At 71.1% G+C, this 12,473-nt stretch carries 16 protein-coding genes; 8 read left to right on the top strand and 8 right to left on the bottom strand.

Going from position 1 to position 12,473, the window contains the following annotated elements:
• Positions 1-851 (top strand): LysM peptidoglycan-binding domain-containing protein (locus tag AC2YHJ_RS06095; RefSeq protein ID WP_487394663.1); only part of this gene is annotated, 851 nt, incomplete at its 5' end.
• A gap of 163 nt (positions 852-1,014) precedes the next feature.
• Here the strand turns inward: AC2YHJ_RS06095 and AC2YHJ_RS06100 are convergent.
• Positions 1,015-1,419 (bottom strand): hypothetical protein, encoded by a 405-nt coding sequence (locus AC2YHJ_RS06100; protein ID WP_487394664.1) that lies wholly within the window; start codon positions 1,417-1,419, stop codon positions 1,015-1,017.
• 50 nt (positions 1,420-1,469) lie between these two features.
• Here AC2YHJ_RS06100 and AC2YHJ_RS06105 point away from each other — a divergent pair, with 50 nt between their 5' ends.
• The 4 genes from AC2YHJ_RS06105 (at position 1,470) to AC2YHJ_RS06120 (ending at position 4,452) form a co-directional block, all read left to right on the top strand.
• Positions 1,470-2,144: a phosphatidylserine decarboxylase gene (locus AC2YHJ_RS06105; RefSeq protein ID WP_487394666.1), complete on the top strand. Its 675-nt coding sequence runs from the start codon at positions 1,470-1,472 to the stop codon at positions 2,142-2,144.
• A complete protein-coding gene (gene pssA / locus AC2YHJ_RS06110; protein ID WP_487394667.1) occupies positions 2,141-3,025 on the top strand; it encodes a CDP-diacylglycerol--serine O-phosphatidyltransferase in 885 nt (294 codons plus the stop codon). The genes AC2YHJ_RS06105 and pssA overlap by 4 nt, the downstream gene beginning before the upstream one ends.
• 120 nt (positions 3,026-3,145) lie before the next feature.
• Positions 3,146-3,997, top strand: coding sequence for a c-type cytochrome (locus AC2YHJ_RS06115; RefSeq protein WP_487394669.1), 852 nt, complete (start codon positions 3,146-3,148; stop codon positions 3,995-3,997).
• On the top strand, positions 3,994-4,452 hold the full coding sequence (locus tag AC2YHJ_RS06120; protein WP_487394671.1) for a protein-tyrosine phosphatase family protein: 459 nt from the start codon (positions 3,994-3,996) through the stop codon (positions 4,450-4,452). Before AC2YHJ_RS06115 ends, AC2YHJ_RS06120 begins: the two co-directional genes overlap by 4 nt.
• Positions 4,453-4,537: 85 nt before the next feature.
• On the opposite strand, the gene AC2YHJ_RS06125 is transcribed toward AC2YHJ_RS06120, so the two are convergent.
• Positions 4,538-5,527, bottom strand: a complete 990-nt coding sequence (locus tag AC2YHJ_RS06125) for a hypothetical protein (RefSeq protein ID WP_487394673.1) — start codon at positions 5,525-5,527, stop codon at positions 4,538-4,540.
• 59 nt (positions 5,528-5,586) lie between these two features.
• A complete protein-coding gene (gene rpsU / locus AC2YHJ_RS06130; RefSeq protein ID WP_007006360.1) occupies positions 5,587-5,790 on the bottom strand; it encodes a 30S ribosomal protein S21 in 204 nt (67 codons plus the stop codon).
• Between the two features lie 183 nt (positions 5,791-5,973).
• On the opposite strand from rpsU, the gene def reads away from it, so the two are divergent.
• The 3 genes from def (at position 5,974) to AC2YHJ_RS06145 (ending at position 7,802) form a co-directional block, all read left to right on the top strand.
• A complete protein-coding gene (gene def / locus AC2YHJ_RS06135; RefSeq protein WP_487394675.1) occupies positions 5,974-6,492 on the top strand; it encodes a peptide deformylase in 519 nt (172 codons plus the stop codon).
• Positions 6,492-7,094 carry a COQ9 family protein gene (locus tag AC2YHJ_RS06140; RefSeq protein WP_487394677.1) on the top strand — a complete coding sequence of 201 codons (603 nt, stop codon included), beginning with the start codon at positions 6,492-6,494 and terminating at the stop codon, positions 7,092-7,094. The genes def and AC2YHJ_RS06140 overlap by 1 nt, the downstream gene beginning before the upstream one ends.
• A 189-nt stretch (positions 7,095-7,283) precedes the next feature.
• The gene (locus AC2YHJ_RS06145; RefSeq protein WP_487394679.1) at positions 7,284-7,802 is read left to right on the top strand and encodes a hypothetical protein; all 519 of its coding nucleotides are present in this window, start codon (positions 7,284-7,286) and stop codon (positions 7,800-7,802) included.
• 74 nt (positions 7,803-7,876) lie between these two features.
• On the opposite strand, the gene AC2YHJ_RS06150 is transcribed toward AC2YHJ_RS06145, so the two are convergent.
• From AC2YHJ_RS06150 to AC2YHJ_RS06170, 5 genes are all read right to left on the bottom strand, one after another.
• Complete coding sequence (locus AC2YHJ_RS06150) at positions 7,877-9,010, bottom strand: OmpA family protein (protein WP_487394680.1); 1,134 nt, start codon at positions 9,008-9,010, stop codon at positions 7,877-7,879.
• Between the two features lie 115 nt (positions 9,011-9,125).
• Positions 9,126-10,214 carry an OmpA family protein gene (locus AC2YHJ_RS06155; RefSeq protein ID WP_487394681.1) on the bottom strand — a complete coding sequence of 363 codons (1,089 nt, stop codon included), beginning with the start codon at positions 10,212-10,214 and terminating at the stop codon, positions 9,126-9,128.
• 177 nt (positions 10,215-10,391) lie between these two features.
• Positions 10,392-11,516 (bottom strand): 5-(carboxyamino)imidazole ribonucleotide synthase, encoded by a 1,125-nt coding sequence (locus tag AC2YHJ_RS06160; RefSeq protein WP_487394682.1) that lies wholly within the window; start codon positions 11,514-11,516, stop codon positions 10,392-10,394.
• Positions 11,513-12,010: a 5-(carboxyamino)imidazole ribonucleotide mutase gene (gene purE / locus AC2YHJ_RS06165; RefSeq protein ID WP_487394683.1), complete on the bottom strand. Its 498-nt coding sequence runs from the start codon at positions 12,008-12,010 to the stop codon at positions 11,513-11,515. The genes AC2YHJ_RS06160 and purE overlap by 4 nt, the downstream gene beginning before the upstream one ends.
• A gap of 172 nt (positions 12,011-12,182) precedes the next feature.
• The gene (locus AC2YHJ_RS06170; protein ID WP_198376663.1) at positions 12,183-12,383 is read right to left on the bottom strand and encodes a YdcH family protein; all 201 of its coding nucleotides are present in this window, start codon (positions 12,381-12,383) and stop codon (positions 12,183-12,185) included.
• Positions 12,384-12,473 lie beyond the last annotated feature (90 nt).

Raw genomic sequence — 12,473 nt, forward strand, 5'->3', positions numbered from 1 at the left:
CGCCCGGGGCCGAGGTGGTGCTGATCGTCGATGGCCGCCGGGAACTCGGCCGCGCGCGGGCGGATAGCCGTGGCGAGTGGGTGATCCTGCCGGCTGACCCGCTGCCGGCCGGCGCCTGGGAATTGTCGCTGCGCGCGCGCTTGGCCGGGGATGAGACCGCGGGTCCCGACGCCGTCGTGGTTGTGGTGCCCGAGGCGGCGCCGGCCCAGGCCGCCCGCCCCGCCGTGACCGCCGGCGCCGAGCCTCGCCCGATCGAACCTGCGCCGGAGCCCGCCCCTGGCCCGATTGCCGTGCTGATCCCGCCTGCCACAGCGTCCGCCGCGCCGCGCATCCTGCAGGGGCCGCAGGTCAACCCGCCCGGGGCGCAGCAGGCGCGCGCGGCGCCCCCGCGGCTCGGCATGGATTCGGTCGATTACGAGGAAGGCGGCACGATCCGCTTCGCCGGTTCCGCGCCACCGGGTGCCTCAGTGCGCGTCTATGTCGGGGAACGCCATGCCGGCGATGCGGTGGCCGATGCCTCCGGGCGCTGGGTGCTGGCGCCGGACCAGCAACCGCCGGTCGGGCGCAACTCGCTGCGTGTGGACCAGCTCGCCGCCGCGGGCGCCGTGGCCGCGCGGATCGAAGTGCCCTTCCATCGGGAGGAACTGCCCGGCGACGCCTTCGAATCACGCCGCGTGGTCGTGCAGCCCGGCGCCAATCTGTGGCGCATCGCGCGTTCGGCCTACGGCCGAGGGACACGCTTCACAGTGATCTACCAGGCGAACCGTGAGCAGATCCGCGATCCGCACCGCATCTTCCCGGGGCAGGTCTTCGAACTGCCCGAAGGCCAGACAACCACGGTGATCCGCTGACGGCGACCGGATGGCGGTCGCCCGGTGCGTTGCAAAGCACGCGACCCGCCGAATGGACCAGGATCGAGGCCCTGCCTCGATCCGCGAGCGCGAAGCGCGACCGTGCCCGCCGCCCGCCGTCTGAGGGATCCAGAAACGATGGCCTGCGGCCATCGTGCATGGGTCAGGCCGCGCCCTCGGCCTCCAGCGCGTCCAGGTAAGGGTCGAGGGCGAGCGCGAAACGCACCAGCGCCGCGACCAGCGCCGTCGCGTTGGACGGATTGTCCATCGGCGCCTGGGCCTCGATGCGGATGCGGTGGTCAGGCAACAGGCGGGCATGCCAGCCATCGGGCAGGCGCCGCGGCAGGTCCGCCACGGCAGCGAAGGCGCGGGGCCGGTCGGCGGCGCGGTCGGCGGTGGAGGGGATGCGCGCCGCATCCGCCGCCAGCCGGATCGCGCCGGGGTCGAATTGCGCCTGGCAGGGACGCCCGCGCCAGGCGAAGCGCAGCGCCGGGGATTCCGGCCCCCCGCACGGGGTCACGGTGCCGTCCGGCGCAATGGCGAAGCGGCCGAGTTCGATGGTGTCCATGGCCGCGCAGGGTTGTCCGGAAGGGGTGAACACACCATAACCGGCCGGACATGGCCCTCGAACATAGCCTTCGCATGGTGCTCGCGCCGCCGCATCCGGCCGCGCGGCCCTTCCTGATCGGCGGGGGCGCTGCCGCGCTGCTCGGCCTGGTTCTCCTCGGCAACTGGCTGTTCTGGCTGAGCGCGGCCTTCGTCGCCTTCTGCCTGTACTTCTTCCGCGACCCCGAACGCGTCCCACCCGACCGGCCGGGCATGGTGCTCGCACCGGCGGATGGGCATGTCGTCTCGGTTGCGCAGGCGGTGCCGCCGACCGAACTCGGCATGGGGGATGCGCCGCGCTGGCGGGTGGCGATCTTCCTCTCCGTGCTCGACGTGCATGTGAACCGCATGCCGGTGGACGGCACGGTGACGCGCGTCGCCTATCACCACGGTAAGTTCCTCTCGGCCAATCTCGACAAGGCGTCCGACGAGAATGAGCGCAATGCGCTCGCCATCGCCCTGCCGGATGGGCGCGACCTCGCGGTCGTGCAGATCGCGGGGCTCGTCGCCCGGCGCATCCTGTGCGACGCCAAGGCCGGAGATTCCGTGCAGGCCGGCGAGCGTTTCGGCATCATCCGCTTCGGCAGCCGCACCGATGTCTATCTTCCGGCCGGCGTGCTGCCGCTCGCGCGGGAGGGCCAGACCATGATCGGCGGCGAGACGGTGATCGCGGAACTCGGCGCATGAAGGCCGAGGGCGGGCCCGAGGGACGGGTGCGGCGCCTCCGGCGGCGCTTCCGCCCGCGCACCCGCCCGCGCGTCGAAGGCCAATCCTTCAACCGGCTGATCCCGAACATCATGACGATGCTCGGCCTGTGCTGCGGCCTGGTCGCCATCCGCTTCGCCTTCGAGGGCCGCTTCGAGCAGGCGGCGACCCTGATCCTGGTCGCCGGGGTGATCGACGGGCTGGATGGGCGCCTCGCGCGGCTGCTGAAGGCGACGTCGCGCTTCGGGGCGGAATTCGACAGTCTGTCGGACTTCCTGTGCTTCGGCGTCGCACCGGCGATGGTGCTGTATCTGTGGACGATGCACGACTATCGCGCGCTGGGCTTCGCGCCCTGCCTGCTGTTCGCGGTGTGCATGGCGCTGCGCCTCGCGCGCTTCAACGCCGCACTCGATGTCGGGCCGGTGGTGAAGCCGGCCTATACCTACAACTTCTTCACCGGCGTGCCGGCGCCGGCGGGGGCGGGCTGCGTGCTGTTCCCACTCTTTCTCGGGCTGTGGTTCACGCAGATGGACTGGCCGCTGCTGGCCGCCGCCGCACGCCACCCGGCCTTCGTCGGTGTGATCATGGTGCTGGTCGCGGGGCTGCTGGTCAGCACCCTGCCGACCTGGTCCTTCAAGAACTTCCGCGTGCCGCGCGCCTATGTGCTGCCGCTGCTGCTCGGCGCCGGCCTGTTCGTCGCGGTGCTGCTGTCCGAGCCCTGGGCGGCGCTGGCGCTGGCGGGGCTGTTCTACCTCGGCATGCTGCCCTTCTCGATACGGTCCTACCTGCGGCTGAAGCGGGAGGCGGAGAGCCTGATCGAGCCGGTGGTGGTGACGGACAACAGCCGCAGCGGGGCCGGCTGAACGCTGCCAACGGGGCCGCGCGAGGCATTTGTTGCGCAAACGTCCCTGGCGCAGGGCGCATGCTTGTCGCATGCTGTTCACGGTCGCGCGAGGCGACCTCGCAGGCAGGGGCATCTGGGAATGATCGGTTCGGGAAAGGCCGCGCTTGGCGCGCTGATGCTGTTCGCCGCCTGGCCGGCGCTGGCGCAGCCGGCCGAGGCGCTGGCGCGCGGGCGCTATCTGGTCGAATCGATCGCGGGCTGCGGCAATTGCCACACGCCGAAGGGTCCGCAGGGTGACCTGCCGGGGATGAACCTCGCCGGCGGCCAGGTGTTCGACGAGCAGCCCTTCCGCGCCGTCGCCTCCAACATCACGCCCGATCCGGAGACCGGCATCGGCCGCTGGACCGATGCGCAGATCGCGCGCGCGATCCGCGAGGGCATCCGCCCCGATGGCCGCATCATCGGCCCGCCCATGCCGATCGAGCTTTATCGCGGCATCTCGGACAGCGATCTTGGGGCGATGGTCGCCTATCTGCGCAGCGTGCCGCCGATGCGCAACGCCGTCGCCGCCAGCGAGTACCGGATCCCGCTGCCGCCCGCCTACGGCCCACCGGTCGTGAGCGTGCCCGACCCGCCGGCGAACGACCCGGTGGCGCGCGGGGCCTATCTGGCCGGGCCGATCGGGCATTGCACCGAATGCCACACGCCGATGGGTGCGGGCGGGCATCGCGACTGGTCGCGCGTTGGCGAAGGTGGTCAGCCCTTCAACGGGCCCTGGGGCACTTCGGTCGCGCGCAACATCACGCCGAACCGCGACCACGGCATCGGCAGTTGGACCGACGCGCAGATCATCCGCGCCGTCACGCAGGGTGTCTCCGCCGATGGGCGGCAGATGTTCCCGCCGATGGGCTATGGCTACTACGCGCGGATGACGCCGCGCGACCTTGGCGACCTGGTCGCCTATCTGCGGTCCCTTCGGCCGATCCCGTGACGCTGCGCGGCGCCATCACGCTGGCGGTCGATGGCCGACCGGTGCGCGTCACCGGCGGTCCCTTCGATGCGATGCCGGACGGCGCGCGCGGGCTATGCCTGGAAGCGCGCTCGATGCGTGTGGCCGAAGCGGAATGGCGGTTGGACGTGCCGGATTTCGGCGTGCCCGACACCGAGGCGCTGCGTGCCGTTCTGACGGCGATGCTGGCGGAGATGCGGGGACGGCCGGGCGACGCCTATTACGTCGGCTGCAAGGCCGGGCTAGGGCGCACGGGGGTCGCGCTGGCCTGCCTGGCGCGTCTTGCCGGCGACGTGCAGGGCGATCCGGTCGCCTGGCTGCGGGCGCGCTACGCGGCCGAGGCGATCGAGACGGCCGCGCAGGAGGACTTCGTGCGCGGCTTCGGGCGCGGGGCAGACGGACCCTCGCGCCTTCAACCCATGTCCACGAAGGCCTGAAGCCCTCACGCGGCGCCAAGTCACGGCGTTCCAAGGGGCACTGCCCCTTGGCGGGGTGGTCCGGAGGGGGGGCGCGCCCCTCCGCTCAGCGCAGCTCGCGTGGCGGCCAAGGCAGCGCCGCCAGCGGCTGCCCCGGCGCCGCGCGGACGAAGTTCGTCCAGAAGCGGCAATCGCGCATCTGCCAGCCCGGTCCGGGCGGCTCGCTGACGGCGAGCATCGGGCAGCGCTGCTGCCGTTGCAGCGCTTCCGCCCGCTGCGGCAGGTCCGGCCGGCGGGCGATGGCGGCATTCTCCCACCGTTCCCAGCGCACCATGCCGAGGTCGCGCGCCAGCACGAAGCGCTCGAGGTGATGGGCGCTGGCGATCTCCGCCCCGCCGTAATGCTCGGAGACGATGGCATCGACCACCGCGACGCCGCCCCGGCCGGTCGCGGCATCGCGCCACGGGAGTTCCAGTCGCGTCCGGCGGAAGCGTGTCAGGCTGGCGTCGAAGGCGGCCGGGCAGGCCTGGGGGGAGGGGGCGATGCGCAGCCGCACCACCTGGGTGTTCCAGGCTTCGGACAGGTTCGGCCCGGCCAGCAGCCAGCCCTGCCAGCCGCGCCCGCCCGTGCGGCAATCGGGGGAAAGGAACCACTGCACGCCGCCCGAGGCGTCTTCGGTCATCGCGACATAGGCGGGGCCGGGGCCGAGCGGCACGACCTGCCCGCCATCGCCGCGACCGCGGTCCAGCACGCCGAAATGGCGGTCCTGGGTGGCTCCGAAATCGAAGGTGTGAATGGCCGCCGGCACGCCGAGCAGCGTGCCGAGCACCGCGTCCGACGCCTGGTAGCCCTGGGGCACCGCGCGCGCCTGCGCTGCCGCCGGCCAATCATGCCGGCGATAGGGCATGGGCGCGTCCTGGCGCTGCGGCGCGCGGCGGGTGCAGGCGGGTTCGAAGGGCAGCAGGCCGGGGATGGGTGCGCCGGCGCCATCGACGCAGACGCTCTGCACCAGCCAGGGCAGCAGCGCGTTCTGCGCGGCAGCCGGCAGGCAGCAGGCCAGGAACAGGGCCGCAGACAGCAAAAAACCGCGAAACACGGGGGTCCCGTGCCGCGGTTTCCGGCTTCCTTCCGCCGTTCGGGGCGGAAGGGGCGGGCTCAGAAGCCCTCGCGCTCCAGGCGCTTGCGCTCGACCTTGCGGGCGCGACGGACGGCCTCGGCGGCCTCACGCGCACGACGCTCGGACGGCTTCTCATAGTGCCGGCGAAGCTTCATCTCGCGGAACACGCCTTCCCGCTGGAGCTTCTTCTTCAGGGCCTTGAGCGCCTGATCGATATTGTTGTCACGAACGACGACTTGCACGCGGCGCAACCTCCTGCGCGTTGGATGTGAAGAAAGCCAATAACAATCGGCGCGACCGGAGAACCGGTCACGTCGGTTGCGGGACGCTTATCACGATTCCCCGCCGCACCGGAAGCCCTCCCATGCGGGCGGAAGGCCCTATATGCATGGTCGCGCCACATTTTTCGAGCCCCGCGCACCGCCATGGCCCTTCTGAAGATCGCCCGCATGGGCCATCCCGTCCTGATCGCCCCCGCCGCGCCGGTCGAGGACCCGACCGCGCAGGAGATCCGTCGCCTCGTCGCAGACATGGCGGAGACGATGGAGGACGCGTCGGGCCTCGGCCTTGCCGCGCCGCAGGTCCATGTCGGGCTGCGCCTGTTCGTCTGGCGCACCGGGGCGGGCGGCATCTCCGCGCTGATCAACCCCGAGTTGGAACAGGTGGGGGAGGAGACGGAACTCGGCTGGGAAGGCTGCCTGTCGATTCCCGGCCTGCGCGGGGCGGTGCGCCGCGCGGCGCGGCTGCGCTTCCGCGGCTTCGACATCGACGGCAGGGCGGTGGAAGGGGAGGCCGCCGGCCTCGTCGCCCGCGTCATGCAGCATGAGACGGACCATTTGGACGGGGTGCTCTATCCGATGCGGATGGAGGATTTCACCCTGTTCGGCTTCAACGAGGAGCTGGCGCGCGCCGCCGCGGCCCGCGCCGCCCCGAAGGAGGAATGATGGACGCGCTTTCGGAGTCCGACCGCGCGGGGCGGGACGCCGCCATCCGCGCCATCCTGCCCCTGGTGCCGCGATCCGGCTGGACGCGGCAGACCATCGCCACTGGCCTGAAGGCCGCGGGCCTGCCCGAGGATGAGGCCGCCTTCCTGTTCCCGCGTGGCGTGGCCTCGGCCGTCGAGGCCTGGATCGACCTCACCGACCGGGAGATGGCGACGGCGGCCGGCGACGTGTCGGGCCTGCGCATTCCCGCGCGCATCCGCGCCCTGGTTGCCGCGCGGCTGCATCTGATCGCACCGCATAAGGAGGCGGCGCGCCTGGCGATGGCCGTGCTCGCCTTGCCCTGGAATGCCCCCGCCGGTCTGCGCGGTGCCGCGCGCACCGCCAGCGCCATCTGGCAGGCGGCCGGGGACCGGTCCGACGACCTGTCCTGGTACACGCGCCGGGCGAGCCTTGCGGCGATCTATGGCGCGACCCTGGCCTTCTGGCTGCGCGACGATGCGGAGGATGTCGGCCCCGCGCTCGATTTCCTGGACCGTCGCCTGGCCGGTTTGGCGCGGATGCAGCGTTGCCGGAAGAAGGCGACATCGGCCCGAGCGGCTTGATTTTACAACGCCATCTGCATCACAGCCTGCAAGGCCCTGTATCGGATAGGGATTGAAACAAAATTTTCGTGGCCTTGACGCGCATGCCCGGCTAGTAGCCGGCACAGGAGCCGCTTTGTCGCGCGACCGGGAATCGGGGGCGTGTGCGCGGGCGGTTCACCCCGATCCAGAAGGGAGCGCCCGGCGCCCATGATGAAGACCAAGACCCGCACCATCATCGCCGCGCTCTGCGGCGTCGTCATTGCCGGCCCCGCGCTGGCCAATGCCTGCCTGCGGCCGGAGGAACGCGCGGCGATCGAGATCCGCGCCCTGCGGTCCTACCTGATGGTGGCGGCGCTGCAGTGCCGCACCGGGCAGACCTACAACGCGCCGGATGGCTACAATGCCTTCCTGCGCCGCTTCGGCTCCGACCTTTCGGCCGCCGACCGCATGGCGGCGAGCCACTTCCAGCGCGCCTATGGCGGCGCGTCGCGTGGCGGGCGGCTCGACCAGTACAACACCAACCTCGCGAACGAGCATTCGCAGGATGCGCTGCGCAGCGGCTCCTTCTTCTGCCGCGATGCCGAGCCGCTGTTCCGCCAGGTGGTGCAGACCCCCGCGGCCGACCTGCCGAAGCTCGTGAACGAGCGCAACATCATCGAGGGCTATGACGCACCGGATTGCGGGGCTGCCGCCGCGCCTGCCGCGCGCCGCAGCGCGCGCCGCTGATCCTTCGGCGATAACGAGAAGGGGCGGTCCGCAGGGGCCGCCCCTTTTTCGTGCCCGGATGCTGCGGGCGGCCGTCAGCGCAGGACGATTTCCACCCGCCGGTTCTGCGGCTCGCGCGCATCGTCGGCCGTCGGCACCAGCGGCTGGCTTTCGCCGAGCGCGGTGATGGTGATCTCCTCCCGCGCGACACCGAGGCGGATCAGCTCCGCCGCCACCGTTTCCGCCCGGCGGCGGGACAGGGCTTGGTTGTACTGCACCGTGCCGGAGCGGTCGGCGTGGCCGGCGACCTCGATCCGCGTGGTGCGCTGGGCGCGCGCCTGCTGGGCGGCCTCGGTGATGATCTGGCGGGCGCGCTCGGTCAGGTCGGCGCGGTTCCAGTCGAAGAACACGATGAAGCTGCGCTGCTGCACGGGCGCCGCGGCGGGGGCGGGCGGCGCTGCCGCCGGGCCGCCACTGAAGGCGTAGCGCAGGCCGAGCATGACGGACTGGTTGTAGGCGTCGGGTTCCGCCGTGCCGCGGGCAACGGTGGCGCCGGTGGCGGGGTTGTCGAAGCGAACCTGCAGGCGCGGCTGCAGCGTGCCGAGGAAGCGATACTCGGCAGTCAGCGCGAGGCCCGGGGCGAAGGAGAGTGGGAAGGCGAGGCCCGCGATGCCCTGGTAGGCGAAGCGACCGTCGCTGTCGTCGATGGTCATGCGCAGCGCGCCGTTCTGGCTGAAGCCGCGCACCCCGGCCCAATCGGTCACGACATAGCCGGCGCCGACGCCGACATAGGGCATCACCGGCCCGATCTGGCCGAGATCGAGCAGGATATTGCCCATCACGCCCCAGGATTCCTGGCGGCCGGAAATGCCCCCATCGGCCGACCAGCCCGCGACTCCGGACGAACCATCCGTGTCGTTGCTGCGCAGGGACCCTTCGATCTCCACCCGCAGGCCGTTGCCGAAGCCCCAGCCGAGGCTGAGCACGCCCGCGAAGCCCGGGGCGAAGCCGACGGTCGCGCGGTTGCCATAGCCCGCGGCGGCAAGCCCCGTCACTGCCGCCGAGTCGAGCCCGAGTCCCGTGTTCGGCAGCAGGCTGAAGCCCGCGCCACCGGCGATGTAGAGGCCTTCGGTGAACTGGGCGCGGGCGGCGGGGGCGGCGGCAAGCCAAGCGCCGGCCAGGGCAACGCCCAGAAGCGGGCGGAGGTGGCGGGCACGGGTGCGAGACATGGTGCGAGTATCAGTCATGAGCGTCACTGGAATGTGGAGTATCGCCGGCAGTGCCGCAACGCAGAAAGGGGCGCCTTTCGGCGCCCCTTTCCGGTATCCGACGCTGATGCGCAGATCAGCGGAGGATGATTTCCACGCGGCGGTTCTGCGGCTCGCGGGTGTTGTCCGGGGTCGGGACCAGCAGGTTGGTCTCGCCGAAGCCGCGGGCCACGATCTCGTTGCGCGGCACGCCCAGGCGGACGAGCTCGGCAGCGACGTTGTTGGCGCGACGGACGGACAGGCCCTGGTTGTAGGTGGCCGAGCCCGAGGTGTCGGTGTAGCCGTTGACCTCGATCCGGGTGACCGCCTGGCGGGTGCGGGCCTGGGCCGCTTCCGCGATGATCTGGCGGGCGCGGTCGGTCAGGTTGTCGCGGTTCCAGTCGAAGAACACCAGGAAGGTGCGCGCCGGAGCCGGAGCAGCAGCCACCGGGGCGACCGGGGCGGCGGTGCGGCCGAAGTTGTAGCGAACACCGAACAGGATCGACCAGTTGTAGTTGTCCGACGCGAACTTGATCGTCTCGCGGTCACGGAAGGTCTGGCCGTTCACGGTGACGTTGCCGTTCACGCGGCCGTCCACGTCCTCAGACGCCGTGCCCATGAAGCGGCCTTCGGCGGTCAGCGCCAGGCCCGGGACGGAGTCGATCGGGAAGGCCACACCGAGGATCGCCTGGTAGCCGAAGGCGCCGTTGGTGCCGCCGATGTTCAGGCTGCCCGACTGGTTGCCGTTGCGGGCCTGGAAGCCGACGCCGTCGTAGTCGTGCCAGACATAGCCGGCGCCGACGCCGACATAGGGCATCACCGGGCCGAGCACGAAGTCATACAGCGCGTTGACCATCAGGCCGTAGCTGCGGACCGTGCCGGTCGTGCGCGGCAGGCTGCCGCCCGGGGTGTCGATGCCGTCGACGTCGTTCTGGCGGTAGTTGCCCTCGAGCTCGAGGCGCAGGCCGTTGCCGAAGCCGTAGCCGACCGACAGCACGCCGGCCCAGCCCCACTCGAAGGAGATCGAGATGTTGCGGTCAGCGTCGGAGTTGTCGAGGTAGTTGGCGCCAAGGCCGGCGCCGACATAGATGCCCTGCACCCGCGGGTCCCAGCTCTGCGCGTTCGCGGTCGCGGCCATCGGCAGCGACAGCAGCGTCGCGGCAAGAAGCGCCTTCTTCAGGCTCATTGGTAATCTCCTGCTCGGGCCCCCGAGGGCCATAAGATCCGTTCGAAGCCCGGACACCTGCAGTGTCATGGGCTCGACACGGCTACCTTCTAACATTCTGCGCGACATGCGCCAGGGCCTGAGACGGGATGGCGGTCGAGTGTTGCGTCATTGCCACGGGGGTTGGTGGCAAATCCGTCACAAGCCCTTGAGTGCCTCGGAATCCGTCAGATTCGCGAGGCTGCCATGTGGCAGGAGGCGGTTGGCGTGGCCCATCTTGCGGCCGGGCCGGGCCTCGGCCTTGCCGTAGAGATGCGGCACGACGCCAGCCATGCGCAGCAGGCGGGGCCAGGCGTCGAGTCCCTCCGGTCCAATGAGGTTGCGCATCACCGCATCATGATGCCGCTCGGGCGAGGCGAGCGGCAGGCCGGCGACGGCGCGGATATGCTGCTCGAACTGGGATGCGGCGCAGGCATCCATGGTCCAATGCCCGGAATTGTGCGGCCGGGGCGCGATCTCGTTGCCCATCAGCCGGCCATCCGGCAGCAGGAACATCTCAAGCGCGACGAGGCCGACCAGTTCGAGTCCCTCGGCCACCGCCGCGACATGGGCGCGCGCGGCCTCTGCCACTGCCGCCGGCACGCGGGCCGGGGCGAAGGACAGGTCAAGGATGTGGTGCGCGTGGCGATTCTCGACCGGGTCGAACACCGCGACGGCGCCATCCGCCCCACGCGCTGCGATCGCCGAGATCTCGGCCGCGAACGGCACGAAGGCCTCGAGGATCAGCGGCTTGGGCGCGAGTCGCGCGAAGGCGGGGGCGAGGTCCGCGACTTCGCGCAGCACCGCCTGGCCGCGCCCGTCATAGCCGAGGCGCGTCGTCTTCAGCACGGCCGGCAGGCCGAGCTCGGCCACGGCGGCGGCGAGTTCCGATTCGCTCTCGACCAGCCGCCAGGGCGCGACGGGCACGCCGATACGGTCGAGGAAGGCCTTCTCCGCCGCGCGATCCTGGCAGGTGACCAGCGCGGCAAGGCCGGGCCGGCAGGGCACGAGACCGGCCAGCGCTTCGAGCGCCGCGGCGGGGACGTTCTCGAATTCGAAGGTCACCACGGCGACCGAGGCGGCGAAGCGGGCGAGGGCTGCGCGATCCTCATAGGCCGCGACGGTGCGGTGCGCGGCGACCTGCATGCCGGGCGAGTCCGCCTCGGGCGCGAAGACGTGGCAGGCATAGCCGAGTCGCGCCGCCGCAAGTGCGGACATGCGGCCAAGCTGCCCGCCCCCGAGGATGCCGATGATCGAACCGGGGGGCAGGGGGAAGGTGGTCATGCCGGCGCGTCCGGCACCGAATCGGTCTGCGCGGCGCGCCAGGCGTCCAACCGTCCGGCCAGCGCCGGGTCCGAGGTGGCGAGGATCGCCGCAGCGAGCAGCCCGGCATTCACCGCCCCGGCGCGTCCGATGGCCAGCGTGCCGACCGGGATGCCGGCGGGCATCTGGACGATGGACAACAGGCTGTCCATGCCCTTGAGCGCATGGCTTTCGACCGGCACGCCGAGCACCGGCAGCCGCGTCATGGACGCGGTCATGCCCGGCAGATGCGCGGCCCCGCCGGCGCCGGCGATGATGACCTTCAGGCCCCGCCCGGCGGCGGCGCGGGCGTAGTCCACCATCCGGTCCGGCGTGCGATGGGCGGAGACGACCCGCGTTTCATGCGGCACGCCGAGCTTCTCGAGCGTCTCGGCGGCGTGGCGCATCGTCTCCCAGTCGGAACGGCTGCCCATGATGATGCCGACCAGCGGCGCCGGGGGGGTGTCACCTGTCATTCAATTCACCGTCAGTCGAAGCGAAACAAAACGGATCGAGGCGGTGCCTCGATCCGCGAGCACAAAGCGCGACCGCGCCCGGGCTGTCAGCGGCCGCCAATACGGCAGTGCATGGCGCGAAGCCAAGCGGCCCTGATGGGCCGCTCCCGGCGTTTGAGGGCAAAGCGAAACCTCAAGCAATGATATCGGGAACGAGGCGCCCTTCGAGCCAGGCAATCTCATCCTTCAGCTTCAGTTTTCGCTTCTTCAGCCGCTGCAACTGCAATTGATCCACCGGCGACCCATCGAGTCTTGCGATGACGGTGTCGAGGTCGCGGTGCTCGCTGCGCAACTCGTGCAGGCGGCGGAGCATGGCGTCACGGTCGGCGATCATGGCCGGCGGCCCCGGAACGAAGTTGAAGGTGCATTCCTGATGCCATCGCCCTTAACATGATCGGGCCGGGGCGCGACAGGCCATTCCGGT

It is taken from the genome of Roseomonas sp. SRI_022 (assembly GCF_057586215.1).

Bases quoted from the DNA above. Each gene is read 5' to 3' on its own strand.
- AC2YHJ_RS06100 (WP_487394664.1), bottom strand. From the start codon at position 1,419: ATGGACACCATCGAACTCGGCCGCTTCGCCATTGCGCCGGACGGCACC.
- AC2YHJ_RS06105 (WP_487394666.1), top strand. From the start codon at position 1,470: ATGGCCCTCGAACATAGCCTTCGCATGGTGCTCGCGCCGCCGCATCCG.
- pssA (WP_487394667.1), top strand. From the start codon at position 2,141: ATGAAGGCCGAGGGCGGGCCCGAGGGACGGGTGCGGCGCCTCCGGCGG.
- AC2YHJ_RS06115 (WP_487394669.1), top strand. From the start codon at position 3,146: ATGATCGGTTCGGGAAAGGCCGCGCTTGGCGCGCTGATGCTGTTCGCC.
- def (WP_487394675.1), top strand. From the start codon at position 5,974: ATGGCCCTTCTGAAGATCGCCCGCATGGGCCATCCCGTCCTGATCGCC.
- AC2YHJ_RS06140 (WP_487394677.1), top strand. From the start codon at position 6,492: ATGGACGCGCTTTCGGAGTCCGACCGCGCGGGGCGGGACGCCGCCATC.
- AC2YHJ_RS06145 (WP_487394679.1), top strand. From the start codon at position 7,284: ATGATGAAGACCAAGACCCGCACCATCATCGCCGCGCTCTGCGGCGTC.
- AC2YHJ_RS06150 (WP_487394680.1), bottom strand. From the start codon at position 9,010: ATGTCTCGCACCCGTGCCCGCCACCTCCGCCCGCTTCTGGGCGTTGCC.
- AC2YHJ_RS06155 (WP_487394681.1), bottom strand. From the start codon at position 10,214: ATGAGCCTGAAGAAGGCGCTTCTTGCCGCGACGCTGCTGTCGCTGCCG.
- AC2YHJ_RS06160 (WP_487394682.1), bottom strand. From the start codon at position 11,516: ATGACCACCTTCCCCCTGCCCCCCGGTTCGATCATCGGCATCCTCGGG.
- purE (WP_487394683.1), bottom strand. From the start codon at position 12,010: ATGACAGGTGACACCCCCCCGGCGCCGCTGGTCGGCATCATCATGGGC.
- AC2YHJ_RS06170 (WP_198376663.1), bottom strand. From the start codon at position 12,383: ATGATCGCCGACCGTGACGCCATGCTCCGCCGCCTGCACGAGTTGCGC.